This window comes from Asanoa sp. WMMD1127, from assembly GCF_029626225.1.
Taxonomy (GTDB): Bacteria; Actinomycetota; Actinomycetes; order Mycobacteriales; family Micromonosporaceae; genus Asanoa.
The window spans coordinates 4,271,833-4,296,184 of the sequence record NZ_JARUBP010000001.1 but is presented as its reverse complement, the minus strand read 5'-3'; the positions used below and the strand labels follow the sequence as shown (position 1 = coordinate 4,296,184).

General features: G+C 73.3%; 23 protein-coding genes. 13 read left to right on the top strand and 10 right to left on the bottom strand.

The genetic code is table 11. The features are described from left to right. Positions 1 to 10: 10 nt before the first annotated feature. From O7635_RS20475 to O7635_RS20460, 4 genes are read left to right on the top strand one after another with little or no spacing between them, the layout of a single operon-like run. Entirely contained in the window at positions 11 to 664 is a 654-nt protein-coding gene (locus O7635_RS20475) for a transporter (protein ID WP_278082054.1), read from the top strand. After that, the gene (locus tag O7635_RS20470; RefSeq protein ID WP_278082053.1) at positions 661 to 978 is read left to right on the top strand and encodes a transcriptional regulator; all 318 of its coding nucleotides are present in this window, start codon (positions 661 to 663) and stop codon (positions 976 to 978) included. The genes O7635_RS20475 and O7635_RS20470 overlap by 4 nt, the downstream gene beginning before the upstream one ends. Next, the gene (locus tag O7635_RS20465) at positions 975 to 1,871 is read left to right on the top strand and encodes an ABC transporter ATP-binding protein (protein WP_278082052.1); all 897 of its coding nucleotides are present in this window, start codon (positions 975 to 977) and stop codon (positions 1,869 to 1,871) included. The genes O7635_RS20470 and O7635_RS20465 overlap by 4 nt, the downstream gene beginning before the upstream one ends. Positions 1,872 to 1,883: 12 nt before the next feature. After that, positions 1,884 to 2,621, top strand: coding sequence for an ABC transporter permease (locus tag O7635_RS20460; RefSeq protein ID WP_278082051.1), 738 nt, complete (start codon positions 1,884 to 1,886; stop codon positions 2,619 to 2,621). Between the two features lie 89 nt (positions 2,622 to 2,710). On the opposite strand, the gene O7635_RS20455 is transcribed toward O7635_RS20460, so the two are convergent. Then, entirely contained in the window at positions 2,711 to 4,984 is a 2,274-nt protein-coding gene (locus tag O7635_RS20455) for an ATP-binding domain-containing protein (protein WP_278082050.1), read from the bottom strand. Between the two features lie 88 nt (positions 4,985 to 5,072). Here O7635_RS20455 and O7635_RS20450 point away from each other — a divergent pair, with 88 nt between their 5' ends. Together O7635_RS20450 and hrpA are read left to right on the top strand one after the other, a co-directional pair. Next, positions 5,073 to 6,242, top strand: coding sequence for a winged helix DNA-binding domain-containing protein (locus tag O7635_RS20450; RefSeq protein ID WP_278082049.1), 1,170 nt, complete (start codon positions 5,073 to 5,075; stop codon positions 6,240 to 6,242). A 32-nt stretch (positions 6,243 to 6,274) separates the two neighbouring features. Further along, the gene (hrpA, locus tag O7635_RS20445; RefSeq protein WP_278082048.1) at positions 6,275 to 10,195 is read left to right on the top strand and encodes an ATP-dependent RNA helicase HrpA; all 3,921 of its coding nucleotides are present in this window, start codon (positions 6,275 to 6,277) and stop codon (positions 10,193 to 10,195) included. A 9-nt stretch (positions 10,196 to 10,204) separates the two neighbouring features. On the opposite strand, the gene O7635_RS20440 is transcribed toward hrpA, so the two are convergent. Both O7635_RS20440 and O7635_RS20435 read right to left on the bottom strand, forming a co-directional pair. After that, the gene (locus O7635_RS20440; RefSeq protein ID WP_278082047.1) at positions 10,205 to 10,711 is read right to left on the bottom strand and encodes a GNAT family N-acetyltransferase; all 507 of its coding nucleotides are present in this window, start codon (positions 10,709 to 10,711) and stop codon (positions 10,205 to 10,207) included. A 9-nt stretch (positions 10,712 to 10,720) separates the two neighbouring features. Further along, a complete protein-coding gene (locus tag O7635_RS20435) occupies positions 10,721 to 11,509 on the bottom strand; it encodes an NAD(P)H-binding protein (RefSeq protein ID WP_278082046.1) in 789 nt (262 codons plus the stop codon). 74 nt (positions 11,510 to 11,583) lie between these two features. Here O7635_RS20435 and sigJ point away from each other — a divergent pair, with 74 nt between their 5' ends. Further along, positions 11,584 to 12,477: an RNA polymerase sigma factor SigJ gene (gene sigJ / locus O7635_RS20430; protein WP_278085539.1), complete on the top strand. Its 894-nt coding sequence runs from the start codon at positions 11,584 to 11,586 to the stop codon at positions 12,475 to 12,477. Then, a complete protein-coding gene (locus O7635_RS20425) occupies positions 12,468 to 13,139 on the top strand; it encodes a phosphotransferase (protein WP_278082045.1) in 672 nt (223 codons plus the stop codon). The genes sigJ and O7635_RS20425 overlap by 10 nt, the downstream gene beginning before the upstream one ends. A gap of 171 nt (positions 13,140 to 13,310) precedes the next feature. Here O7635_RS20425 and O7635_RS20420 read toward each other — a convergent pair whose 3' ends face one another. The 3 genes from O7635_RS20420 to O7635_RS20410 all read right to left on the bottom strand — a co-directional run bounded on the left by O7635_RS20420 (position 13,311) and on the right by O7635_RS20410 (position 15,623). Then, entirely contained in the window at positions 13,311 to 14,027 is a 717-nt protein-coding gene (locus O7635_RS20420; protein ID WP_278082044.1) for a carbonic anhydrase, read from the bottom strand. Positions 14,028 to 14,247: 220 nt separating this feature from the next. Continuing rightward, positions 14,248 to 14,703 (bottom strand): type II toxin-antitoxin system PemK/MazF family toxin, encoded by a 456-nt coding sequence (locus O7635_RS20415; RefSeq protein ID WP_278085538.1) that lies wholly within the window; start codon positions 14,701 to 14,703, stop codon positions 14,248 to 14,250. Between the two features lie 41 nt (positions 14,704 to 14,744). After that, positions 14,745 to 15,623, bottom strand: a complete 879-nt coding sequence (locus O7635_RS20410) for a LysR family transcriptional regulator (protein WP_278085537.1) — start codon at positions 15,621 to 15,623, stop codon at positions 14,745 to 14,747. Positions 15,624 to 15,694: 71 nt separating this feature from the next. Between O7635_RS20410 and O7635_RS20405 the strand changes: the two genes are divergently transcribed. Genes O7635_RS20405 through O7635_RS20395 form a run of 3 tightly spaced genes read left to right on the top strand, consistent with a single transcriptional unit; the run spans position 15,695 to position 19,100 of the window. Continuing rightward, positions 15,695 to 16,420 carry a succinate dehydrogenase cytochrome b subunit gene (locus O7635_RS20405; protein ID WP_278082043.1) on the top strand — a complete coding sequence of 242 codons (726 nt, stop codon included), beginning with the start codon at positions 15,695 to 15,697 and terminating at the stop codon, positions 16,418 to 16,420. After that, positions 16,417 to 18,357: a fumarate reductase/succinate dehydrogenase flavoprotein subunit gene (locus O7635_RS20400; RefSeq protein ID WP_278082042.1), complete on the top strand. Its 1,941-nt coding sequence runs from the start codon at positions 16,417 to 16,419 to the stop codon at positions 18,355 to 18,357. The genes O7635_RS20405 and O7635_RS20400 overlap by 4 nt, the downstream gene beginning before the upstream one ends. Then, positions 18,354 to 19,100, top strand: a complete 747-nt coding sequence (locus O7635_RS20395) for a succinate dehydrogenase/fumarate reductase iron-sulfur subunit (RefSeq protein ID WP_278082041.1) — start codon at positions 18,354 to 18,356, stop codon at positions 19,098 to 19,100. Before O7635_RS20400 ends, O7635_RS20395 begins: the two co-directional genes overlap by 4 nt. Before the next feature lie 180 nt (positions 19,101 to 19,280). Here the strand turns inward: O7635_RS20395 and add are convergent, their stop codons facing one another. Both add and O7635_RS20385 read right to left on the bottom strand, forming a co-directional pair. Beyond that, entirely contained in the window at positions 19,281 to 20,252 is a 972-nt protein-coding gene (gene add / locus O7635_RS20390) for an adenosine deaminase (protein ID WP_278082040.1), read from the bottom strand. Positions 20,253 to 20,295: 43 nt separating this feature from the next. Next, complete coding sequence (locus O7635_RS20385) at positions 20,296 to 20,436, bottom strand: hypothetical protein (RefSeq protein WP_278082039.1); 141 nt, start codon at positions 20,434 to 20,436, stop codon at positions 20,296 to 20,298. Between the two features lie 60 nt (positions 20,437 to 20,496). Here O7635_RS20385 and O7635_RS20380 point away from each other — a divergent pair, with 60 nt between their 5' ends. Both O7635_RS20380 and O7635_RS20375 read left to right on the top strand, forming a co-directional pair. Beyond that, entirely contained in the window at positions 20,497 to 21,705 is a 1,209-nt protein-coding gene (locus O7635_RS20380; RefSeq protein WP_278082038.1) for an FAD-dependent monooxygenase, read from the top strand. Positions 21,706 to 21,745: 40 nt separating this feature from the next. Then, on the top strand, positions 21,746 to 22,597 hold the full coding sequence (locus O7635_RS20375; protein WP_278082037.1) for an aminoglycoside phosphotransferase family protein: 852 nt from the start codon (positions 21,746 to 21,748) through the stop codon (positions 22,595 to 22,597). On the opposite strand, the gene O7635_RS20370 is transcribed toward O7635_RS20375, so the two are convergent. After that, positions 22,594 to 23,055 (bottom strand): MarR family transcriptional regulator, encoded by a 462-nt coding sequence (locus O7635_RS20370; protein WP_278082036.1) that lies wholly within the window; start codon positions 23,053 to 23,055, stop codon positions 22,594 to 22,596. The genes O7635_RS20375 and O7635_RS20370 overlap by 4 nt on opposite strands. Positions 23,056 to 23,112: 57 nt before the next feature. Then, positions 23,113 to 24,324, bottom strand: a complete 1,212-nt coding sequence (locus O7635_RS20365) for a PP2C family protein-serine/threonine phosphatase (RefSeq protein WP_278082035.1) — start codon at positions 24,322 to 24,324, stop codon at positions 23,113 to 23,115. Positions 24,325 to 24,352 lie beyond the last annotated feature (28 nt).

Sequence of the window (24,352 nt, the reverse complement as noted above, 5' to 3'; positions counted from 1 at the left end):
AGTTCTTTACGTGACCGAGAGCTTTACCGACAACGACCAGCCGCCCGGCGATCCGGCCGAGGCACTCCGGATGATCGAGGCGGAGCGCGCCGCCACGCTCCGCAAGATCTACGTCGACGACCGCTGGTGGTTCTGGCCCTGGGGGTTCGCCTGGCTGATCGGCTTCGGTCTGCTCTTCCTGCGCTACGGCCCCGACGGCCGGGTCTTCGTCGACATGCCCCAGTGGGTGCCGGTGGTGGCGCTCAACGTGCTGCTGATCGGCGCCGGCGTGATCTCCGGCCTGACCGGCGCGCGGGCCTACGGCCAGCTCGTCGGCGAGTCGGCCCGGCGCGGCGCCTACTACGGCTGGGCCTGGGGCATCGCGTTCACCACCATGTCGGTGATCCTCGTGCGGGTCACCGACGCGATCCCGGAAGACCTGCGGACGATGGTCTGGTCGGCCGTGATGGCGGGCCTGACCGGCGCCCTGCACATGGCCGGCGGCGCGGTCTGGCTCCACCGCCAGCTCTTCCTGCTCGGCGCCTGGATCTCGGCCGTCAACGTCGCCGGCGTGCTGGCCGGCCCCGGCTGGCAGTCGCTGTTCATGTGCGTCGCGGCCGGCGGCGGCATGATCGTCTTCGGTTGGGTGTCGAGCCGCTGGCACCGGCGCGCGGCGGCGCGATGACCGACACGCCGCTGGACCCGGTCATCCATGCCCAGGCCCGCCTGCGCGTCGTGGCGGCTCTGTCCACATTGGGCGCCGGTGACCAGATCGCCTTTCCCCGCTTGCAGGAGATCCTGGCCATGACGGCCGGCAACCTCTCGGTGCATCTGCGCAAGCTCGAGGACGCCGGCTACGTCGAGATCACCAAGACCCACCGCGGCCGCACCCCGGTCACCCTGGTCGCCCTGACCCACCGCGGCCGGATGGCGTTCGAGGAATACACCGCATCCGTACGCGCCCTGCTGCAACCCCCGGACATCAAGGAGAAGACATGATCCTCGCCGAGGCGATCGAGGTCAGCCGCCGCTACGGCGCGGTCACGGCCCTCGACCGCGTCTCGCTCCAGGTCACCGAGGGCGAGCTGGTCGGGCTGCTGGGCCCCAACGGCGCGGGCAAGACCACTCTGGCCACCCTGCTGACCGGGGTACGCCGGCCCGACTCCGGCCGGGTCACGCTGTGCGGCGGCGACCCGCGCGATCCGCGTACCCGCCGGGCGTTGGGTGTCACGCCCCAGGAGACGGGCCTGCCGGCCACCCTGCGGGTCGGCGAGGTCGTCGACTTCGTCGGCGCGCACTATCCCGACCCGGTGCCGCGGGCCGAGCTGCTCGACCGGTTCGGCCTGAGCGACCTGGCCAAGCGGCAGACCGGCGGGCTCTCCGGCGGCCAGAAGCGGCGGCTGGCGATCGCGCTGGCGTTCGTCGGCAGGCCCCGCGTGGTGATCCTCGACGAGCCGACCACCGGCCTCGACGTGCAGTCCCGGCGCGGCCTGTGGGACGCCATCAAGGCCTACCACGCCGAGGGCGGCACGGTGCTGCTGTCCAGCCACTACCTGGAGGAGATCGAGGCGCTGGCCGACCGGGTCGTGGTGCTGGGCCACGGCCGGGTGCTGGCCGACGACACGGTGAGCGCGGTGCGCGGCATGGTCGGCGTGCGCCGGGTCAGCTTCGCCTCCGACGCCGAGCCACCCGCGCTGCCGGGCATCGTCGCCGTCGAGCGCCGCGAGGGTCGCGTCCACCTGCTCACGCCCGACTCCGACCAGCTCGTAAGGGCACTCGTAGCGTCCGATGTGGACTTCCGTGACCTGGAGGTGGCGTCGACCTCGCTCGAGGAGGCCTTCCTCGCGATCACCGGTGACACCGAGCCCGAACCCCTCGCCACCGCGGCCTAAGGAGCCACCCCTGTGACGCTCGCCCTGGTCCACGCCAGATACCAGCTCCTCGAGACCATCCGCATTCCGATCGCCCTCATCGGCTCGGCGTTCTTCCCGGCCGCCTCCATGCTGTTCTTCGTCGTGCCGTTCGCCGGCGACGACCCGGTGGGTGCCACGTTCGCCACTGCCTCGATGGTCACGTTCTCCATCATGGTCAGCAGCCTGTTCACCTACGGCGTCGGCGTGGCCGAGGACCGGTCCCAGCCGTGGGACGGCTACATGCGCACCCTGGCCGCCGGCGCCGGCCCCCGGTTCACCGGGCGGATCCTGGCCGGCATGACGCTGGCGCTCCTCTCGCTGATCCCGGTGGTGCTGATCGGCGCGCTGTTCACCGAGGCCACGGTCAGCCTCACCGGCCTGCTGCTCGGCATCGGCACCGTCTTCGTCGGCGCCCTGCCGTTCACCCTGATGGGCCTGGCCATCGGCTACGCCCTGCCGCTGAAGGCGGCCCTGGTGGTGTGCCAGGTCATCTTCTTCCCGCTGGCGTTCGGCGGTGGCCTGATGTCCGCACCCGACCAGGCGCCCGGCATCATCGCGACGATCGCCCCGTACCTGCCGACCCGGGGCGCGGTCGAGCTGATGTGGGCGGCGGTCGGCGACTTCCGGCCCAGTCCGTTGTCACTGGTCATGTTCGCCGTGTGGACGGTGGCCGCCGGCGCCGTCGCGGTCTGGGCCTACCGCCGCGACGAAGGACGCCGGTTCCGCTGAGCCCGCGTTAGGAACGGTCCGTTCCAATCGCATAGCGATTGGAACGGACCGTTCCTAACGCCAACGGGGGGCCGCGCGGCGGCTGGCCGTCACTCGAGGACGGTCAGCCGCTGCGTGGCACGGGTCAGCGCGACGTAGAGGTCGTTGAGCCCGCGCGGCGACTCGTTCTCGATGCCGGCGGGGTCGGCCACCACCACCGAGTCGAACTCCAGACCCTTGGACTGCCGGGCCGACAGCACCGCGACCGGGCTCTCCAGGTCGGGCTCGTCGCCCACCGCGACCGCGAGGTCCGGCAGCGCCGCCCGCACCTGCTCGGCCAGCGCCGCCACCCGTCCCGCCGGCGCGATCACGGCCAGCCGGCCCTCGCCGATCACCGCCGCCTCGTCGCCGAGCACGGCGGGCAGGTCGGCCAGCGGGCGTCGGGCCGGCGCGACGCCGGTGGAGCGCACCGAACGGGGCGGGGTCGCCGCCGGGTCGATCCGGGCCAGCACCTCGCCGGCCAGCGACATCACCTCGGCCGGCGTGCGGTAGTTGACCGTCAGCTCGGCCAGCTTCCAGCGGTCGGCCACGTACGGCGCGAACACCTCGGACCAGGACGCCGCGCCGGCCGGGTCGCCCGTCTGGGCGATGTCGCCGACCACGGTCATCGAGCGGTTGGGCGCCCGGCGCATCAGCAGGCGCCAGGCCATCGGCGAGAGCTCCTGGGCCTCGTCGACGATGATGTGCCCGAACGCCCACTTCCGGTCGCGGGCGGCCCGCTCGGCCGCGCTGAGGCGCAGGTCGTCCTCCTGCCGCTCGGCCAGCCGGGAGGCGTCCAGCAGGTCGGTGACCAGCAGCAGCTCCGGGTCGTCCTCGTCCTCGACGTCGATCGAGGCGGAACCCCGGGCGATCTCCAGCGCGCCCTCGGCGTAGGCGAGCTCGGAGCGGCGTACGCGCTCGGCCTGGATCCGGGCCGCCGTCTCCGCCTCGGGCAGCTCGCCCAGCTGCTCGGCGGCCTCGTCGAGCAGCGGGGCGTCGGCCGGCGTCCACGGCGCGGTGGCCGGGCGGGTCAGCGCGGCCGCCTCCGCCAGCGTGAGCGACTCGGCGCACGCCGCGGCCAGGCGGTCGGCCGAGGAGAACAGGTCGCGCAGCAGGCGCTGCGGGGTCAGCGGCGGCCAGTAGCGGTCGAGTGCCGCCCGTACGCCCGGCTCGCCGGTCAGCTCGGCCCGGATGTCGGCCAGGTCGGCGGCGCCCATCAGCATCGGGTCGCCGGGCGCGTCGCCCGCACCGAGCGGGTCGTCGGCGTACGGGTCGGTGCCGATGATCGCGGCGGCCTGCTGGACCAGCCCCTCGACGAGCGCGTCCCGGAAGACCTCGCGGGCGGGGTTGTGCAGCCGACCGGAGCGCCGGGCCCGCGCGCGGGCGGTCTCGACGAGCTGGCGGTCGATGGTCAGCTCCTCGCCGTCCCACGTGACGGAGGTGGGCTCGGTCGGCAGCTCCTGGCGGTCGGCGATGGCGGCCGCGAGCACGTCGACCATCGCGGCCCGGCCCTTGATCTCGGCGACCCGCTCGGGCTCCTCGCCGCGCGCGGTCACGCCGGGGAAGAGGTCGCCGAGCGTCCACAGCAGCACGCCGGTCTCCGCCAGCGACGGCAGTACGTGCGAGATGTAGCGCAGGAACGTCGGGTTGGGACCGACGACGAGCACAGCGCGCGTCGACAGCTCGCGGCGGTGCGTGTAGAGCAGGTAGGCCGCCCGGTGCAGTGCGACCGCGGTCTTGCCGGTGCCGGGGCCGCCCTGGACGACCAGCACGCCGCTCAGGTCGGCCCGGATGATCCGGTCCTGCTCGGCCTGGATGGTCTCCACGATGTCGCGCATGCGGCCGGTGCGGCGCGCGTCGACCGCGGCCAGCAGCGCGGCCTCGCCGGCCAGCCCGTCGCGGGTCGCGCTGCCGGCGGCCTCCGCCAGGTCGAGCACCTCGTCGTCGAGCGCCACCACCGTGCGGCCCTTGGAGCGGATGTGCCGGCGCCGCCGGATGCCCAGCGGGTCGGCCGCGGTGGCCAGGTAGAAGGGGCGGGAGGCGGGCGCGCGCCAGTCGAGCAGCAGCGGCTCGTAGTCGCCCTCCTCGTCGAAGATCCCGATCCGGCCGATGTAGAGCGGCGCGCCCGACTCCGGGTCGAGCCGGCCGAAGCACAGCCCGCTCTCCACCGCGGAGAGCTGGGCGAGCTGGTCGGTGTACATGGCCACCGACGACTCGCGCTGCGACCGGGCCTGCGGCGTGCCGCCGGTGGTGGCGAGGGAGCCCTGCAGGCGCGTCTCGGCCAGCGCCCGCATCCCGTCGAGCCGGTCGTAGAGGCCCGTCACATATTTCTGCTCGGCTTCCATCTCGGCAGGCGAGTCCGTGGGATCGAGGACGCGACTAGGATCAACGCGCTCAGACAACGACGTTCCTTCCGGAAGCGAAACCGGGGCCATGCGAACTCCCCAAGATACCGCGACGACGGCCGGTCTGAACCGTGCGCTGCTGGCCCGCCAGGGCCTGCTCGACCGGCACAAGGGCCCTGGTGGGACGCGACACAGCGGCAAACCGCTCGTGTCGGCTATCGAACAGATCGGCGCTCTGCAGGCCCAGCAGTGGTCATCGCCACCCGTCGGCCTGTGGAGCCGGTTGTCCGACTTCGCCGCCGACGACCTCTGGGCCGTGCTCGACAAGGGCGACGTGGTCACCGGCATCCTCATGCGTCGCACGCTGCACCTGGTCAGCGCGGCCGAGCATCCGGTCTGGGCGCGGATCGCGGCGGAGACCGGGGTCGGCGGGTGGCTGCTGCGCGGCGTCGAGACCCCGGAGCGGGCGCAGGAGATGCTCGAGGCCACCATCGCGTACGCCGATCAGGCCCGCACCGGCGACGAGCTCACCGCGTTCGCGGAGCAGTGGGTGGAGCAGCACCCCGACGTGCTGCCCGCCAAGGCGGTGGCGGCCCAGCGGGAATACAAGTGGCGGCCGTTCCGGGCCCAGCCGGCCTTCGTCAAGGTGCCGGCCAACGGCTCGTGGGGGGCGAAGACACCGGCCGCCTACCACGCCGGCCCGCCCACGCCGGCCCGCCTGACCAGCGAAAAGGCGTGGGAGACGGCGGTCAGCCGGCATCTGGGCGCGTTCGGGCCGGCCGGCGCCGACGACATCGCCTACTGGCTGGGCGCCGCGGCCGGGCCGGTCAAGGCCGCGCTGGAGCGGCTCGACCTGGTCACCCTCGGCGAGACGGGCGGCCGGCGGGTGCTCTGGGACCTGCCCGACGCGCCCCGGCCGGCCGACGACACGGACGCGCCGCCCCGCTTCCTGCCGGCCTTCGACAACGCGCTGCTGGCCTACGCCGCCAACCGCCGGGCCCGGATCCTGCCCGACGCCTACAAGGACCGCGTCTATCTCCGCCGCAACCTGCGCTGGCTGCCGACGCTGCTCGTCGACGGCCTCGTGGCCGGGGTGTGGTCGACCGAGACCAAGCGCGGCGTGGCGACGCTCACGGTGACGGCCTTCGAGAAGCTGACCAAGGCGGCCGCCGCGGCGGTGGAGGCCGAGGGTGAGCAGCTGATCCGCTTCACCGAGCCGACCGCCAAAGATCACGTCGTACGGATATCCACGAGCTGATCCACCCCGTCCCGCCTATCCTTGGGCGCGAGATGAACGCGCCCGCACCGTCGCTGCCGACCCGCCTGGCCACCCTGACCCTGCGCGACGCGCACCGGCTGGGCCGGCGGCTGGAGGGCACCCGCAAGATCCGCGACACGGGCAAGAAGGACGCGGCGATCGCCGCCATCGAGGCCGAGGTGGCAGCGGCCGAGGCTCGGGTCGCCTCCCGCCGGGCCGCCGTCCCGGTCATCACCTATCCGCCCGAGCTGCCGGTCAGCGAGCGGCGCGACGACATCGCGGCGGCGATCCGCGACCACCAGGTGGTGATCGTCGCCGGCGAGACCGGCTCCGGCAAGACCACGCAGATCCCGAAGATCTGCCTGGAGCTGGGCCGGGGCGTGCGCGGGCAGATCGGGCACACCCAGCCGCGCCGGCTGGCCGCCCGCACGGTCGCCGACCGGATCGCCGAGGAGCTCGGCGTGCCGCTGGGCGGGGCCGTCGGCTACAAGGTGCGCTTCACCGACCGGGGCGGCGACGACACCCTGGTCAAGCTGATGACCGACGGCATCCTGCTGGCCGAGCTGCAGAACGACCGCGACCTGCTGCGCTACGACACCCTGGTGATCGACGAGGCCCACGAGCGCAGCCTCAACATCGACTTCATCCTCGGCTACCTGGCGTCACTTCTGCCCCGCCGGCCCGACCTCAAGGTCGTCATCACCTCGGCGACGATCGAGACCGAGCGGTTCGCCCAGCACTTCCGGCAGCCCTCGGGCGACCCGGCACCGGTGGTCGAGGTCTCCGGCCGCACGTACCCGGTCGACGTCCGCTACCGACCGTTGGTCCTGGAAGAGGCCGTCGACGACGAGGACGACGAGGAGGTCGCCGGTTCGGTCGTGCGCGACCCGATCCAGGCGATCGGCGACGCGGTCACCGAGCTCGCCGCCGAGGGGCCCGGCGACATCCTGGTGTTCCTGAGCGGCGAGCGGGAGATCCGCGACACCGCCGACGCGCTTGGCCGGCTCGACCTGCCGCACCTGGAGATCCTCCCTCTCTACGCGCGACTGTCCGCCGCGGAGCAGCACCGGGTCTTCCAGCCGCACACCGGGCGCCGCGTGGTGCTGGCCACCAACGTCGCGGAGACGTCGCTGACCGTGCCGGGCATCAAGTACGTGGTCGACCCCGGCACCGCGCGGATCTCCCGCTACAGCCACCGGCTCAAGGTGCAGCGGCTGCCGATCGAGCGGGTGTCGCAGGCGTCGGCCAACCAGCGCAAGGGCCGCAGCGGCCGCACCTCGCCCGGCATCTGCATCCGGCTCTACGACGAGCAGGACTTCCTGTCGCGCCCCGAATACACCGAGCCGGAGATCCTGCGTACCAACCTGGCCTCGGTCATTCTCCAGATGACCGCGATCGGGCTCGGCGACGTCGCGAAGTTCCCGTTCATCGACCCGCCGGACCGGCGCAACATCACCGACGGCGTCGCGCTGCTGCAGGAGCTGGGCGCCCTCGACGACGCCAAGCGGCTCACCGAGTCGGGCCGGCGGCTCGCCCAGCTGCCCGTCGACCCGCGGCTCGGCCGGATGGTGCTGGAGGCCGACCGCAACGGCTGCCTCGACGAGGTCACCGTGGTCGCGGCCGCACTGTCCATCCAGGACCCCCGCGAGCGGCCGGTCGAGCACCGCACGCACGCCGACCAGCTGCACGCCCGGTTCACCGACCCCGACTCCGACTTCGTCGCGTACCTCAACCTCTGGCGGCATCTGCGCGAGAAGCAGCGCGAGCTGTCGTCGAGCGCGTTCCGCCGGCTGTGCCGGGCCGAATACCTTAACTACCTGCGGGTCCGCGAGTGGCAGGACATCCAGGCGCAGCTGCGCCAGACGACGAAGTCGCTGGGCCTGGTCGCCTCGTCGTCGCCCGACCCGGCGCGGCTGCACCAGTCGCTGCTGGCCGGGCTGCTTTCCCAGATCGGCCTGCGTGAGGGCGAGAAACGCGAATACCTGGGCGCGCGGGGCGCCCGCTTCGCCGTCTTCCCCGGTTCGGCGCTGGCCCGCAAACCGCCGCGCTACGTGATGTCGGCCGAGCTCGTCGAGACCTCCCGGCTGTGGGCCCGGGTCAACGCGCGCATCGAGCCCGAGTGGGTCGAGCCGCTGGCCGGGCACCTGGTCAAGCGCAGCTACAGCGAGCCGCACTGGGAGAAGAAGCAGGCGTCCGTGGTCGCGGTCGAGCGGGTCACGCTGTTCGGCGTGCCGATCGTCGTCGGCCGGCGGGTCCAATACGGCCGGATCGACCCGGCGCTGTCCCGCGAGCTGTTCATCCGGCACGCGCTGGTCGAGGGCGACTGGCAGACCAACCACCGGTTCTTCCGCGACAACGCGGCGCTGCTGGAGTCGGTGGCCGCGCTGGAGGACCGGGTGCGCCGGCGCGACATCCTGGTCGACGACGAGACCCTGTTCTCCTTCTACGACCAGCGGATCCCGGCCGACGTCGTCTCGGGACGGCACTTCGACACCTGGTGGAAGAAGGCCCGGCACACCGACCCGGCGCTGCTGACCTTCACGCGGGAGTTCCTCGTCAACGCGGGCCGCGGCGACGTCGACCCGGCCGCCTATCCCGACGTCTGGCGCTCCGAGTCGGCGCCGTTGCCGCTGTCCTACGAGTTCGCACCCGGCTCCACATCGGATGGTGTCACGATCGACGTGCCGCTGCCGATGCTCGGCCAGGTGCGCCCCGAGGACTTCGACTGGCAGGTTCCGGGCCTGCGCGAGGACCTGGTGATCGCGCTGCTGCGCTCGCTGCCCAAGGCGATCCGCACCAACTTCGTGCCGGCCCCCGACTACGCCCGGGCCGTGCTGGCCCGCGTCACGCCGGCGCCCGGGCTGTCGCTGGTCGACGCGGTCACCCACGAGCTGCGCCGGATGACCGGTGTGACGGTGCCGCACGACGCCTGGGACTACGGCCGGGTGCCCGACCACCTCAAGCTCACCTACCGCGTGGTCGACGGCGATCGCGAGGTGGCCCGCGGCAAGGACCTGGCGGCGTTGCAGGCCCAGCTCAAGGCCGAGGTACGCGCGACCGTCACCGCCGCCGCCCCCGGCATCGCCCGCACCGGGCTGACGGCCTGGGACATCGGGCCGCTCCCCGCGACGTTGGAGCAGGACCGGGCCGGCTTCCGGGTGACGGCCTACCCGGCGCTGGTCGACGAGGGCGCCACCGTCGGGGTGGAGGTCTTCGACACGGCCGGCGAGCAGGCCGCGGCCATGGTCGCCGGCACCCGGCGGCTGCTGCTGCTCACCCTGCCCAACCCCGCGACGTTCTTGCAGGGCCGGCTGACCAACCCGCAGAAGCTGGCGCTGTCCCGCAACCCGCACCGCAGCGTCCCCGACCTGCTCCGCGACTGCGCCGGCGCGGCCGTCGACCGGCTGGTGGCCGAGGCCGGCGGCCCGGCCTGGGACCCGCAGGCCTTCGCGGCGTTGCGCGACCGGGTCCGGGCCGACCTCGTCGATACCGTGGTCGCGGTGGTCGACCGGGTGCAGCGGGCGCTCGCGGCGCAGCACACCGTCGAGCAGCGGATCAGCCGGATGACCTCCCTCGACGCGCTGGGCGCGCTCAGCGACGTGCGGGCGCAGCTGACCGGCCTGCTCTATCCCGGCTTCGTCACCGCGACCGGCTGGACGCACCTCGGCGACCTGCCGCGCTACCTCGCGGCGATCGAGCGCCGGCTCGACCGGCTCGGCCAGGATCCCGCCCGCGACCGGGCCGGGCAGGCGCGGATCGCCCAGGTGCAGAAGGAATACGACGCCATGCTGGCCGCCCTGTCCCCGAGCCGCCGGCGCGCGGAGGCGGTCACCGAGATCCGCTGGATGATCGAGGAGCTGCGGGTCAACGTCTTCGCGCAGGCGCTCGGCACGCCCTACCCGGTGTCGGAACAACGCATCTACAAGGCGATGGACGCGGCCGAGGCGGTGTGACAGCCACCGTCAGCGGCGCCTGCCCATGATCACCGTGGCCGCGCCGATGCCCGGGCCGATGACCTGCCAGCCCTCGGCGGCGTAGAGGCGGCGGGCCGGGTCGTCGGCGTCCGCGGTCGTCATCAGCAGGAGCCGGTCGTGATCGGTGGCGTCGAGCAACGTGCGCAGCAGGCGGCGGCCGATGCCGCGACCGCGCGCGGCGGCGACCACGCCGATGCTGACCAGCTCGAAGTGGCCGCCGAGCCACGCGTCGGCCACGTCCGGCGGCAGCGCCGCGCGGGCGTTGTCGGTCCACCACTGGCCGGGCTCGCCCGTGTAGCCGTAGGCGAACCCGACCAGCGTGCCGCCGGCCGTGAGGGCGCGGGCGAGCCGGAAGCCGGAACGGCGGCGGTGCCGGTCCCAGACCCCGTCGCGCCAGCTCTCGAAGGACGGGTGGTCGCCGAAGATCTCGTCGTACGCCGGCCAGAGCGCGACCCCGTCCGCGGGCGAGGCCGCGCCGTCCACCCTGATCCGCACCCCGGCACGCTAACGCGAGACCCGCTCGGCGAGAAACTCCTCCCAGGTCTGGTGACCGACCGCGTGGTCCGGGGTCAGGTTGGCGCCGGAGCGGAACGCGCGGGCCGCGCCGCCCGGGGCCGGCACCGCCAGGATCGGCCGCCGGCGACCGGTGGCCCGCAGGTAGGAGCGGGCGAGGTCGGCGAACGAGTAGATCCGCGGGCCGCCCATCTCGGCCACCAGTCCCTGCGGCTCGCCGAGCGCGAGCTCGACCAGCCGAGCGGCGACCTCGTCGGCGGCGATCGGCTGGATCCGCGTGCCGCCGGGCGCGAACACGACCGGGAGCTTCGCCATCGCCGCCACCGCCTGGAACGCGAGCTCGTGGAACTGGGTCGCGCGCAGCGTCGTGTACGGCACGCCGGACGCCTCGACGATCTCCTCCGCCGCGCGCTTGGCGGCCACGTAGCCGAACATCGCCCGGTCCACCCCGCTCGTCACCGGGGTGCGCTCGGCGCCCACCACGGAGATGTAAACCACGTGCCCGACGCCCGCCCGGGCCGCGGCGGCCATCAGGTGGCGGGCCTTGACGTCGTCGCCCTTCTGGGTGCCGGCGAGGTGCACCACCGTGCGTACGCCCTCGACCGCCGCCGCCGCGCCCTCGCCCGTCTCGAGGTCGCCGGCCACGTAGTGGACGCCGTCGCCGGCCGGCCGCGGGTTCCTGGTCAGCACCCGCACCTCGGCGCCCTTGTCGCGCAGCCGCCCGACGACGTGCTGCCCGAGCGTGCCCGTACCGCCGGTCACCAGAATCGGATTTTCCACCGTTTTTCCCCCTTTGAGTTGGCCCTCTTACCGGTATGACACGCGGCCGGGGAAGGATGTGACCGGTGGACGAGATCGAGTTGGCGCGGCGCTTCGAGGAGCACCGCGGGCGCCTGCGGGCGGTGGCCTACCGGATGCTCGGCTCGCTCAGCGAAGCCGACGACGCGGTGCAGGAAGCCTGGCTGAGGCTGGCCCGCGCCGACGCGGCGGAGGTGGTCAACCTCGGCGGCTGGCTGACCACCGTCGTGGGCCGGATCTGCCTCAACATGCTGCGGTCCCGCGCCACCCGGCCCGAGCTGCCGCTCGACACGCACGTCCCCGACCCGGTGGTCAGCCCGGCGTCGGGGGTGGGACCGGAGGACGAGGCGCTGCTGGCCGACGCCGTCGGGCTCGCGCTGCTGGTGGTGCTCGACACGCTCGGACCGGCCGAGCGGCTGGCGTTCGTGCTGCACGACATGTTCGCGGTCGCGTTCGACGAGATCGCGCTGATCGTCGACCGCTCGCCGGCCGCGACGCGGCAGCTGGCCAGCCGGGCCCGCCGCCGCGTGCAGGACGCGGCCCCGCCGCCCGACGCCGACCTGGCCCGGCAGCGCGCGGTGGTCGACGCGTTCTACGCGGCCTCGCGGTCCGGCGACTTCGACGCGCTGGTCGCGGTGCTGGACCCGGACGTGGTGCTGCGCTCCGACGGCGGCACGGCCCGCCCGGCGATCTCGATGATCATTCGCGGCGCCACCACCGTGGCCGGCCAGGCCCGGATCGGCGGCCAGCTGTTCCCGGCGATCCGGCCGGCCCTGATCAACGGCACCCCGGGCGCGGTCATCGCCCCGCGCGGCGAGGTCATCTCGATCATGTCGTTCGTCGTCCGTGACGGCCGGATCGCGGAGATCAACGTGCTGGCCGACCCGCACCGGCTGCGCGCCCTCGACCTGGCGGCCTGGGCCCGCCATGATGGCGTCCCATGGAGTTGATCGCATCAGGCCGGGACTGCGACGTGTACGCGCTGGGCCCCGACCGGGTCCTCCGCCGCTCCCGCCACGGCCGCGACGCGGGGCGGGAGGCGGCGCTGATGCGCTACCTGGCCGAGGCGGGCTTCCCGGTGCCGAAGGTGCACGACGCGTCCGGCCCGGACCTGGTCATGGAACGCCTGGACGGCGAGACCCTGCTGGCGTCCTTCCTGGCCGGCACCACCGACCCCACGACCGGCGCCGCGATCCTGGCCGAGCTGCACGAACGCCTGCACGCCCTGCCACCGCCGTCGGCCGACCCGTCGGGCGCGCGGATCATCCACCTCGACCTGCACCCCGACAACGTCATGCTGACGAGCCGGGGCCCGGTGCTGTTCGACTGGGCGAACGCCATCGAAGGCTCACCCGACCGCGACGTGGCGATGACGCTGCTGATCATGGCGCAGGTGACGCTGTGGACCCACGAGCCGGCCCTGGCGGAGATCGCCGTCGACGGCTTCGCGGCGCTCAGATCCGCGCTGCCGCCACCGTCACCCGGCGCCCTGGCCTGGGTGGTCGACATGCGCCGCGCCAACCCGACCATGACCCCGACAGAGCTCACCCAACTCGACCAGGCCGCCGCCCTCGTACCGACAGCCTCAACCGAAGCAACGGCCCCTTATTAACGCTTTCCGCATAGGAACGGCCCGTTGCTAACGCACGCTTCGCGCTGGCCGCGCGCGAAGGAAGGGCCCCTTCTCAACGCTTTCCGCACCTTTACGCACTGCCCCGGCCGCTGCGCGACCGCCCCTGCCGGTCGGCCTGGGTGGACCGGAGGGGCGGTGCGCCACCGCGGGTCAGAGCAGGCTGACCGCGGCGGTGTCCAGGTCGTAGCGGGCGCCGACCACGCGCAGCGTGCGGGCCGCGATCGCGTCGCGGACGATGGCGCTCCCGGCGACGAGCCGGCGCACCTGGTAGCGGACGTTGGCCCGCACCGCGTTCTCGACCGTGTCGCCGGGCTCGTGCAGCACCGGCTCGACGGCCGGCCGCAGGGCCTCGACGATCGCGCCGATCGAGCCCGGCGGCGTCGTGCCGCTCTCCAGCGATTCGACGGTCGCGGCCACCGCGCCGCAGCGTTCGTGGCCCAGCACGACGAGCAGCGGGGAGGCGAACTCGGCGACCGCGTACTCGATGCTGCCGGTGACCACCGGGTCGACGATGTTGCCGGCGACCCGGTTGTCGAAGATGTCGCCGAGGCCCTGGTCGAAGAGCACCTCCGGCGACACCCGCGAGTCGGCGCAGCCGAGCACGATGACGAACGGGTCCTGGCCGGCGGCGAGGCGGTGCACGTCGGCGATGGTCTGGTGCGGGTGGCGCCCGTGACCGGAGCGGAAGCGGGCGTTGCCGGCCAGCAGGCTGGCCAGCGCGGCGCCCGGGGTGGTGGGCGTCGCGGCGGCGGCGACAGCGGGCGCGGCGGCGACGCCCGCGAGGCCCGCGGCCACGCCGACGGCGCCCATGCCGGCCAGCACACCGCGCCGACTCAGAACATGTGCATGCGTTGATGATTCGCTCACGGCCCGACCGTAACCCGAGACCGCCTCGGGAAAGTGTCGTCGATCTGGCAGTGCGGCCAGGGTCTGTCTCGAAGTCATGGCCGGAGCGAGGCCAGGCCCAGGCGTCGGCTGGGGCCGCGCCGGGCGCGGTCGGATACCGGTGTTGTATCCGGTCGTGACCGGCGTGGTTCCAGGCGGCGGCTGGGTCCGCCGCAGCCCGGTCAGGACTTCGAGACAGACCCTAGCGCCACCCGTAGTCGGTGCGGAGCTTCGCCGCGATCCGGTCGAAGCGGCCGCGGTCCAGGATGGAGCCTTCGCGCCGGATGCCGCGTTCGTCGACGGTGAGCACGCGGTCGAGCCGCACCCAGCTCGGTCGGGAGTCCCGGTCCCACGAGCCGGCGCCCAGCGGCAGCCAGCCGTGCTGGCCGTCGCGGCGGTCGTTCGACGACAGCATCAGGCCGAGCATCGTGCGCCCGCGACGGCCGACGACGACCACCGGGCGGTCCTTGCCCTGCCGCGGGTCCTCCTCGTAGGGCACCCAGGTCCAGACCACCTCGCCGGGGTCGGCGCGGCCGTCGAGCTCGGGCGAGTAGTCGAGCATCCGGTCGGAGCGCCGCCGCAGCGGGGCGGGCATCCGCCGCTGCTGCCGGACCGAGCCGGTCGGGACCACCCGGGGCGGCGTGGGGCGCCCGAGCATGCGGGCCGCGACATCGCGCAGAGCTTTCACGTTCGCCGACCCTAGACCTCGGCGAGCAGTACGTCGCGCAACGCGGCCGCCGCGTGGGTCAGGGCGACGCCGCGGCGGCGGGCGATCGCGATGGTGCGGCGCAGGCCCGGCGGGGCGAGGGGCACGCAGCGCAGGCCGGGCCGGTTGGCCAGCACCATCTCCGGCACCACGGCCACACCCAGCCCGGCCTCGACGAACTCCAGCACGGCGTCGAGCTCGCCGCCCTCGACGGCGAACGTGGGCTCGAAACCGGCCCGCCGGCACGCGTCGATCGCGTCGTCCCGCAGGGTGTAGCCCGGCCGGAACATCACCAGCGGCCGGTCGCGCAGGTCCTCGATCCGCATCGGGTCGGGCAGCGGCGTGCCCGCCGCGGCCGCCACCACCAGCGCCTCCTCCAGGATCGGCGCGGCCTCCAGGGCCGGGTCGATGCCGGTCGGCGGCAGCACCACCAGCGCCAGGTCGAGCTCGCCGTGCGACAGCGCGCTGACCAGCTCCTGCGAGCCGCCCTCGGCCACCCGCAGCTCGATGCCGGGATGGGCGGCGTGGAACCGGCGCAGCACCCGTGGCGCCAGCGAGGTGCACAGGCTCGGCGTGGCCCCCAGTCGGACCCGGCCGCGGGTGAGGCCCACGAGGTTGCGTACCTCCCGATGGGCCGTCTCGGCGTCCGCCAGGATCCGCTGCGCCAGCGGCAGCAGCGTCTCGCCGGCGGGCGTCAGCTCCACCTCGGACGGCAGCCGGGTGAACAGCGGCGCCCCCAGCTCCGCTTCGAGGCTGTGAATCTGCTTACTGAGTGAGGGCTGGGCCACACCCACAGCGACGGCCGCCTGGGTGAAATGTCGTAGTTCGGCGACCGCCACGAACGACCGCAGCTGCTCCAGGCGCATTTCGATAGCGTAGCGCTATCGGCACTGCTATCGCCATGCATTGGACGCATCACTAAGGCCGCCCTAGCGTCGGATGCATGGTGGCATCGGGTACGCGCGACCGCGCGGCCGTGGCGACAAAAGCGCCGCGGTCCTACCGCTCGACGGTAGGAGCGAAGCAGGTCATGGCGGTGACCGGGCTGCTGCTTCTCCTCTTCCTGGTCGCCCACATGGCCGGCAACCTCAAGGTGTTCTTCGGCGCCGAGTCGTTCGACCACTACGCCCACTGGCTGCGCGACATCGGCGCGCCCGTCCTGCCGCACATGTGGTACCTGTGGATCCAGCGGTTCGTGCTCACCGCCGCCCTGGTCGGGCACGCCTGGGCCGCCACCGCCCTCGCGCTGCGGGCGAAACGGGCCCGGCCGGTCCGCTACGCCCACCGGCCCAAGGTGCAGGGCAGCTACGCGGCCCGCACGATGCGCTGGGGCGGCGTGATCATCCTGCTGTTCCTGGTCTGGCACCTGCTCGACCTGACCGTCGGAACGGTCAACCCGGTCGGCAACCCGGCGACCCCTTACGCCAACGTCGCCGCCGGCTTCGCGCCGAGCCGCTGGCCCGTCACCCTGTTCTACGCGCTGGCCGTCGTCGCGGTCGGCTTCCACGTGCGGCACGGGCTGTTCAGCGCCCTGCGCACGCTCGGCCAGCGCACCGCGAAAGGCGAGCAGCGGGCCCGGGTGGCCGCGCTCGGCTTCGCGATCCTCCTCTGCGCCGGCTTCCTCGTGGTGCCGTTCGCCGTACTCGTCGGATGGGTGGGACCCGCATGACGTACCCGGGTGAGTTCTTCGTCGAAGGCGACCCGATCGCCGACACCGCGGCGCCGGACGGGCCGCTCGCGGAACGCTGGACCAAGCGCCGGTCGACCGGTCGGCTGGTCAACCCGGCCAACCGGCGCCGGCTCGACGTGATCGTGGTGGGCAGCGGCCTGGCCGGCGGCTCGGCGGCGGCGACGCTGGGCGAGCTCGGCTACCGGGTGCGCTGCTACTGCTACCAGGACAGCCCGCGGCGGGCGCACTCGATCGCCGCGCAGGGTGGCATCAACGCCGCGAAGAACTACCGCAACGACGGCGACTCCGTCGAGCGGCTGTTCCACGACACCATCAAGGGCGGCGACTTCCGCTCCCGCGAGTCCAACGTGTACCGGCTCGCCGAGGTCTCCGTCGAGATCATCGACCAGTGCGTGGCGCAGGGCGTGCCGTTCGCCCGGGAGTACGGCGGCCTGCTCGACACCCGCTCCTTCGGCGGCGCCCAGGTGTCGCGCACCTTCTACGCCCGGGGCCAGACGGGTCAGCAGCTGCTGCTCGGCGCCTACCAGGCCCTGGAGCGGCAGGTCAATCTCGGCACCGTGCAGATGCACACCCGCCACGAGATGCTCGACCTGATCGTCGTCGACGGCCGGGCCCGCGGCATCGTGGTGCGCGACCTGGAGACCGGGGCCGTGACGGTGGACCTGGCTGACGCGGTCGTGCTGGCCAGCGGCGGCTACGGCAACGTGTTCCACCTGTCGACCAACGCCAAGGGCTGCAACGTGACGGCGAGCTGGCGGGCGCACCGCCGCGGCGCGCTGTTCGCCAACCCGGCGTTCACCCAGATCCACCCGACCTGCATCCCGGTCTCCGGCGACCACCAGTCCAAGCTGACGCTGATGAGCGAGTCGCTGCGCAACGACGGGCGGGTGTGGGTGCCGGCTTCCGCCGGTGACACGCGGGCGCCGGCCGACATCCCCGAGAACGAGCGCGACTACTTCCTGGAGCGGCGCTACCCGGCGTACGGGAACCTGGTGCCGCGGGACATCGCCTCCCGGGCGACCAAGGCCGTCTGCGACGACGGCCGCGGGGTGGGCCCCGGCGGGCGCGGCGTCTATCTCGACTTCGCCGACGCGTTGGAGCGGCTGGGCCGGTCCACTGTGGAAGCACGTTACGGCAACCTGTTCGAGATGTACGAGCGGATCACCGGCGACGACCCGTACCGGACGCCGATGCGCATCTATCCCGCCGTGCACTACACGATGGGCGGGCTGTGGGTCGACTACGACCTGCGGTCGACGATCCCGGGGCTGTTCGTCATCGGCGAGGCCAACTTCTCGGACCACGGCGCCAACCGGCTGGGCGCGTCCGCGCTGATGCAGGGGCTCGCCGACGGTTACTTCGTGCTGCCCAACACGATCGGCGCGTACCTGGCCGACGGTCCGTTCCAGAAGCTCACCCCGAAGCACCCCGCGGTGGCCGAGGCCCGGTCCGCGGTCGCCGACCGGATCACGGCGCTGCTGGCGGTGGACGGCGACCGCTCGGTCGACTCGTTCCACCGCGAGCTTGGCAAGATCATGTGGGAGTACTGCGGGATGGAGCGCACCGACGCCGGCCTCCGCAAGGCGATCGAGCTGATCCGGTCGCTGCGGGCGGAGTTCTGGGCGCGGGTTCGCGTGCCCGGGACGGGCGCCGAGCTCAACCAGTCGCTGGAGCGGGCCGGCCGGGTCGCCGACTTCTTCGAGCTCGCCGAGCTGATGTGCGTCGACGCGCTGCACCGCACCGAGTCCTGCGGCGGGCACTTCCGGGCCGAGTCGCAGACGCCCGACGGCGAGGCGCTCCGCGACGACGAGCACTTCTCCTATGTGGGCGCCTGGGAGTTCGCCTCTCCCCCGGTGCTGCACAAGGAGAACCTGACCTTCGAGTACGAGACACCCAGCCAGCGGAGCTACTCGTGAACCTGACCCTGCGCATCTGGCGCCAGAAGGACCGCGACAGCCGCGGCTCGATGGTGTCCTACCAGGTCGACGACCTGTCACCGGACATGTCGTTCCTGGAGGTGCTCGACGTGCTCAACGAGCAGCTCACCGCGGCCGGCGAGGAGCCGGTGGCCTTCGACCACGACTGCCGCGAGGGCATCTGCGGCGCCTGCGGCATGGTCATCAACGGCGTGGCGCACGGCCCGCAGAAGCTGACCACCGCCTGCCAGCTCCACATGCGACACTTCCGCGACGGCGACACGATCGACGTCGAGCCGTGGCGGGCCCGGGCGTTCCCGGTGGTCAAGGACCTGGTGGTCGACCGGAGCGCGTTCGACCACATCATCCAGGCGGGCGGCTACATCTCCGCGCCGACCGGCAGCGCCCCCGACGCCCACGCGACTCCGGTGCCGAAGCCGGACGCCGACGCCGCCTTCGAGGCCGCCGCCTGCATCGGCTGCGGCGCCTGCGTGGCCGCCTGCCCCAACGGCTCGGCGATGCTCTTCACGGCCGCGAAGGTGGCCCACCTCGGCGCCCTCCCCCAGGGCCAGCCGGAACGCGCCCAGCGCGCCACGTCGATGCTCGCCGCCCACGACGCGGCCGACTTCGGCGGCTGCACCAACACCGGCGAATGCACGGCCGTCTGCCCGAAGGGCATCCCCCTCACGGTCATCGGCGCCCTCAACCGCGACGTCCTGGGCGCCACGGTCCGCGGCCGCTGAGAGCTTCCGGCCTCCCCCCGGAGGAAAGGCCCCTCACCGTCGGCGACGGCGAGGGGCCTTCCGCCACCCGGCCAGAGCAAGGAACGGCCCGTTACTAACGCTTTTCGCATAGGAACGGTCCGTTGCTAACGCGCGCCGCGCGGAACGTGTTAGCAACGGACCGTTCCTATGCAGAAAGCGTTAAGAACGGACCGTTCCTTCGCCGCGGAGGCGGGCTTTCGTAGCGGCGTCGGCGAAGGAGGCGTCGATCGAGGCCCGCGCGAGCTCTGCGAGGTCGGCGGCGGTCCAGGCGAAGGTGGCCGCGGCGGCGGCGTACTCGTCGCGCAGGGTGGTGTGGACCATCTCCGGGATGTCGGTGTTGAGGGTGACCGTCAGGCCGGCCGCGCGCAGGCGGGGCAACGGGTGCTCCACAAGGGACGGCACGAAGCCCAGTGCGACGTTGCTCGTCGGGCAGACTTCGAGCGGGATTGCACGGTCGCGTACCTCGGCGGTCAGGTCCGGGTCGTCGAGCACCCGGATGCCGTGGCCGAGGCGCTCGGTCAGGCCCACGTCGAGCGCCTCGCGGATGCTGGCCGGGCCGGCCGCCTCGCCCGCGTGGTGCACGACGTGCAGGCCCGCCTCCCGCGCCTCGGCGAAGACCGCGGCGAACGGCGCGGCCGGGTGGTCCTCGTCGCCGGCCAGGCCGACGGCGACCACGCGGTCGTGTTTGCGGGCCAGGTCGAGGGTGCGCCACGCCCGCTCGACCGAGCGGCGGCGGGAGGTGTCGAGGATGACCTTCCAGTCGAGGCCGTGGCGCTCGCCGCCTTCCGCGAGCCCGTCGAGGACCGCGGCGAGCGGCATGCCGAGGTCGCCGAGTCGCTCGCCGTGCGCGGCCGCCGTGAACGACACCTCGACATAACCCACGCCCTGGGCCACCTGGTCCGCGCAGAACTCGACCGCGACCCGGTGGAAGTCGGAGGGGCGGCGCAGGCACTCGCGTACGAGCTGGTTCTGGTCGAAGAAATCCCCGAAGGACGTGAACCGGTGGGCGCCGCCGCGCAGGTGGTCGGGGAACGCGATGCCGTTGGCCGTGGCGATCTCGCCCAGCGTCGACCACCGCACGGCACTCTCGAGGTGCACGTGCAGGTGCGCGACGGGCGGCAACGTGGTCATGGCCAGGGCAGGCTAGCCGCCCCTGGCCATGAACCGCTCGGGATTAACGCCCGCGGCTGCGCAGGCGGTTGGCCAGTTGCTGGAGCCGGCGCTGGTTTTCGGGCTTGGCGAGTTGGGCGCGGCCCTGCTGCACCATGCGCTGGCCGCGGGGGCTGCGGAGGAAATCGCGGATCTTGTCTGCCATCGACGCCATGTCTCATTGTCCCCGATGTCCGCACTTGCCGCACCACTCTAAGCTGCGAAGATGCTGGACGTTCTGATCGCCGGCGCGGGGATCGGCGGGCTGGCGCTGGCCGGCGGCCTGGTGCGCGACGGGCTTGCCGTGCGGGTGCTGGAAGCCGCGCCGGGCCTCCGTGAAGGCGGCGCGGCCGTGACGATCTACAGCAACGGCGCGGCGGCGCTGGCCGCGCTCGGCGCGCCGCTGCCGGACGGGATCGGCGGCCGGATCGACCGCTTGGAGGCGCGCGACGAGCGGGACCGGCCGATCTTCCGCTTCGACCTCACGGTGCTCCACCGCCGCACCGGCTTCCCGGTCCTCACCGTGCCGCGCAACCGGCTGCTGCGCCACCTGGCCGACGGACTTCCCGACGGCACCATCCGGTACGGGCATCCTGTCGCGAGCGCCGGCGCCGGCAAGGCGCGCGCGAAGGCCGCGCCCTCCGATCAGCGCACGAATGCCGAAGGCCTGCCGAACACGAACGCCGAGGGCGGGTCGAATGCGAACGCGGAGGGCGGGCCAGAGAGGGCCGCGTTGGTCGGTGTGGACGGGACGGTGCACCGGGCTGACGTGGTGGTCGGCGCCGACGGGGCCCGGTCCGCGGTCCGGGGCGGGCCGCCGGCCCGGGAGGTCGGCTGGACCACCTGGCAGGGCCTCACCCCCGTGCTGCCGGAGATCGCGGCCGGCACGACGGCGCGCCTCTACGTCGGCCCCGCCGGGCTCGTCGGTCTCATGCCGGCCGGCAACGGGCTGCTCCAATGGTGGTTCGACAGCACGGAAGCCGAACCCGACCTGCGCGCCCGGTTCGCGGCCTACCCCGCCCCGGTGCGCACCCTGCTCGCGTCCTATGCGGACACTGACCTCGGCTGCTTCCCGCACGTCGTCCACGAGGTGCCCGATGCCTGGGGCGCCGGCCGCACCACGTTGCTCGGCGACGCCGCGCACGCCTTCCCGCCCTCCCAGGCCCAGGGCGCCAACCAGGCCCTCGAAGACGCCTGGCTGCTGCGGGCGGCGATCCAGGCCGGCGGCACGGCCGCACACCTGCGGGCCTACGAGCGCACCAGGGCCCGGCGCGTGCGCCGCGTCTCCCGGATGGCCGCCCGCGAGACCACCAACAAGCCCGTCAACCCGCTCACCCGCCGGCTCGCCTCGGTGATCCCGCCGGCGCTGGGCGGGCAGGCCAACCTCCGCCTGATCCGCGGCTTCTCCAGCGTGCTCTCGGGCGACCGGCTTTAATCCATTGCCCGCCCACCGCCGCGACGGCGATCATCGAGCCGTGATCATCGACGTCGCGCTGGTCCGGCGACTGCTCGCCGAGCAGTTCCCGCAATGGGCCGACCTGCCGGTGGCGCCGGTGGCGGTCGGCGGCAACGACAACCGGACGTTCCACATCGGCGACGGGATGACCGCGCGGCTGCCGAGCGCGGAGGGCTACGTGGCCAGCGTCGAGAAGGAACAACGCTGGCTGCCCGTGCTCGCGCCGCACCTTCCCGTGCCGATCCCGGCGCCGCTCGGGCACGGCCGGCCCGGGGCGGGATATCCGTGGCCGTGGTCGGTCAACCGCTGGGTCGACGGCGACACCGCCCGCCGCGACACCGTCACCGACCTGACCGCCTTCGCGGTCGACCTGGCCGGCTTCGCCACCGCGTTGCAGGGCGTCGACACCGGCGGCGAGCCGGCCGCGGGGCGGCACAGCTTCTGGCGGGGCGCGGCCCTCGACCACTACGACGACGAGACCCGGAAATCGATCGCGGCGCTCGACGGCCGGATCGACGGCGCCGCCGCCACCGCCGAGTGGGACGCCGCGCTGGCCGCCGAGTGGCGTGGGCGCCCCGTGTGGTTCCACGGCGACTTCGCGCCCGGCAACCTGCTGGTCCGCGCCGGCCGCCTGGCGGGCGTCATCGACTTCGGCACCTCCGGCGTCGGCGACCCGGCCTGCGACACCGTGATCGCCTGGACCTTCCTCGACGCGCCCGCCCGCGTCGCCTTCAAGGAGGCGCTCGGCGTCGACGACGCCACCTGGCAGCGCGGCCGCGGCTGGGCCCTGTGGAAAGCGCTGATCACCCTGGCCCAGGACGCCACCGCCACCGCCGCGGCGCGCGAGATCGCGCTGATAACGCGGCGCTAGGCGGTGCGGGGCTGCGTCGACTCGGCCTGGACCTGCGCGGCAGCGTGCCCGAAGGCCAGCAGGGCCACCAGCAGGTCGTGCTGCGAGCGGTGCGGCATCCGGTCGAGCACCGCCTGCACCGCCTGGGCCCGGCGTTCGCGCAGTTCCCGCAGCACGGCGGCGCCCGCCGCCGTGAGCACCAGCCGCACCTCGCGCCGGTCGCGCTCGTCGGCGGCCCGCCGCAGCAGACCGACCGCCTCCAGCCGGTCGCACAGCCGGCTCGCCGACGACGGCACCACGTCGAGCAGTTCCGCGAGTCGGTTGACGTTGGTGTCGGGGCGCACGTTGATAATGGAAAGGACCCGGACCTGGGTCGGCGAGACGGGTGACTCCTGGCGCGTGCGGGCCGCCTCGAGGACGCTCACCAGCGCCTCCGAGGCCGCCTCGATGGAGCTGGCCAGGTTAGTCCCGCGGTCCATCCCCGTCGCCTCTCGCCGAGTCGACGGAACCGTTGTTCCGCCGATTGAATCGCTGACTTACCCGGACGCCGCCTCCGCCATGCGCCTTGACGTGAACTGATCCACTGTGCCTTCGGTCCCGTTGACGGGATGCGTGCGGTCGAGGCAGACGATGACGGCGTCGTCCTCGAGCTCCACGTCCCCGTGGTAGTCGTTCAGCGCCCGCATCACCGAGTTGATCGCCTGGGCCGGCGGGGACAGTCGGGCCGCCCGGATCGCGGCGGCCAGGTGCCGCTCGCCGTAGGAGGGACGGCCGCCCGGCGACGCGTCGTGCACCCCGTCGCTGACCATGAACAGCCGGTCGCCGACGTCGAGCTCGAAGCTCTGCGTGCCGTACCGCGTCTCCTCGAACATGCCCAGCGGCAGCTGCTGCTCGAGCACGACCGGGGCGATGGCGCCGCCGCGGACCCGCCAGGCCTTCGGCGAACCGGTGTCGATCGCCTTGACGTGCCCGGTGCCGCCGTCGTACTCCAGCAGCAACGCCTCCACCGGTCGCGCGCCGTGATGGGCCGCGAACAGCGTGTCGGAGGCCAGCTCGGCCTGCTCGACCAGCGTCCCGCCCGAGCGGCGGGCGTTGCGCATCGCGTTGACCGCGAGGCAGGTCAACGCCGAGGCGGCCAGGCCGGTCCCGTTGCCGTTGACGATCGTGACGGTCAGCCGGCCGCGGTTGATCGCCCAGTCGAAGTTGTCGCCGGAGGTCCGGTAGGCCGGCTCGAGCTGGCCGGCCAGCACGTAGCCGTGGTCGGTCACGCACCGGCCCGGCAACAGGTCCCACTGCATCTCGGCCGCCATCGACAGCCGCTGGCGGCGTCGGGCCAGGCGGTAGCGGTCCGTGTCACGGTCGGCGGCCCGCAGCGCGACGGCGAGGTCGTCGGCGACCACGTGGCAGTGCCGGACGGTCAGGTCGTCGGGCCGCTCGGGGAAGTCTGCGACGAGGATCCCCAGCCGCTCACCCCAGACCGACAGCGGCACGTACAGGCGTACGCCCGGCGTCTCCGGCACGTCCTCCACCAGCGCGTCCTGGCTGGCGAAGCAGCGTGCGGCGATGGTCTGCTCGGCGAGCAACCCCGCCGTCGGGTCGTCGGGCCGCAGCACCGGCCACAGTCCCGTGATCCGGTAGTCGGCCAGCAGCACGTCCGCGCGTAAGCCGCCCAGCTCCGAGCGGACGTGGTGGTCGACAACCTCGACCAGTGCGTCGGGCGCGACGGCCCGCAGTCGCTCGGCCAGCATTGGCGTACCTCCCTCGGTGTGGCTTCTA

What these genes read in the sequence shown, in the direction of transcription:
- O7635_RS20465 (WP_278082052.1), top strand. Translation starts at nt 975, where the DNA reads ATGATCCTCGCCGAGGCGATCGAGGTCAGCCGCCGCTACGGCGCGGTC.
- O7635_RS20380 (WP_278082038.1), top strand. Translation starts at nt 20,497, where the DNA reads ATGCTGGACGTTCTGATCGCCGGCGCGGGGATCGGCGGGCTGGCGCTG.
- hrpA (WP_278082048.1), top strand. Translation starts at nt 6,275, where the DNA reads ATGAACGCGCCCGCACCGTCGCTGCCGACCCGCCTGGCCACCCTGACC.
- O7635_RS20450 (WP_278082049.1), top strand. Translation starts at nt 5,073, where the DNA reads ATGCGAACTCCCCAAGATACCGCGACGACGGCCGGTCTGAACCGTGCG.
- add (WP_278082040.1), bottom strand. Translation starts at nt 20,252, where the DNA reads ATGACCACGTTGCCGCCCGTCGCGCACCTGCACGTGCACCTCGAGAGT.
- O7635_RS20385 (WP_278082039.1), bottom strand. Translation starts at nt 20,436, where the DNA reads ATGGCAGACAAGATCCGCGATTTCCTCCGCAGCCCCCGCGGCCAGCGC.
- O7635_RS20370 (WP_278082036.1), bottom strand. Translation starts at nt 23,055, where the DNA reads ATGGACCGCGGGACTAACCTGGCCAGCTCCATCGAGGCGGCCTCGGAG.
- O7635_RS20455 (WP_278082050.1), bottom strand. Translation starts at nt 4,984, where the DNA reads ATGGAAGCCGAGCAGAAATATGTGACGGGCCTCTACGACCGGCTCGAC.
- O7635_RS20425 (WP_278082045.1), top strand. Translation starts at nt 12,468, where the DNA reads ATGGAGTTGATCGCATCAGGCCGGGACTGCGACGTGTACGCGCTGGGC.
- O7635_RS20470 (WP_278082053.1), top strand. Translation starts at nt 661, where the DNA reads ATGACCGACACGCCGCTGGACCCGGTCATCCATGCCCAGGCCCGCCTG.
- O7635_RS20415 (WP_278085538.1), bottom strand. Translation starts at nt 14,703, where the DNA reads ATGCTCGGGCGCCCCACGCCGCCCCGGGTGGTCCCGACCGGCTCGGTC.
- O7635_RS20400 (WP_278082042.1), top strand. Translation starts at nt 16,417, where the DNA reads ATGACGTACCCGGGTGAGTTCTTCGTCGAAGGCGACCCGATCGCCGAC.
- O7635_RS20405 (WP_278082043.1), top strand. Translation starts at nt 15,695, where the DNA reads ATGGTGGCATCGGGTACGCGCGACCGCGCGGCCGTGGCGACAAAAGCG.
- O7635_RS20365 (WP_278082035.1), bottom strand. Translation starts at nt 24,324, where the DNA reads ATGCTGGCCGAGCGACTGCGGGCCGTCGCGCCCGACGCACTGGTCGAG.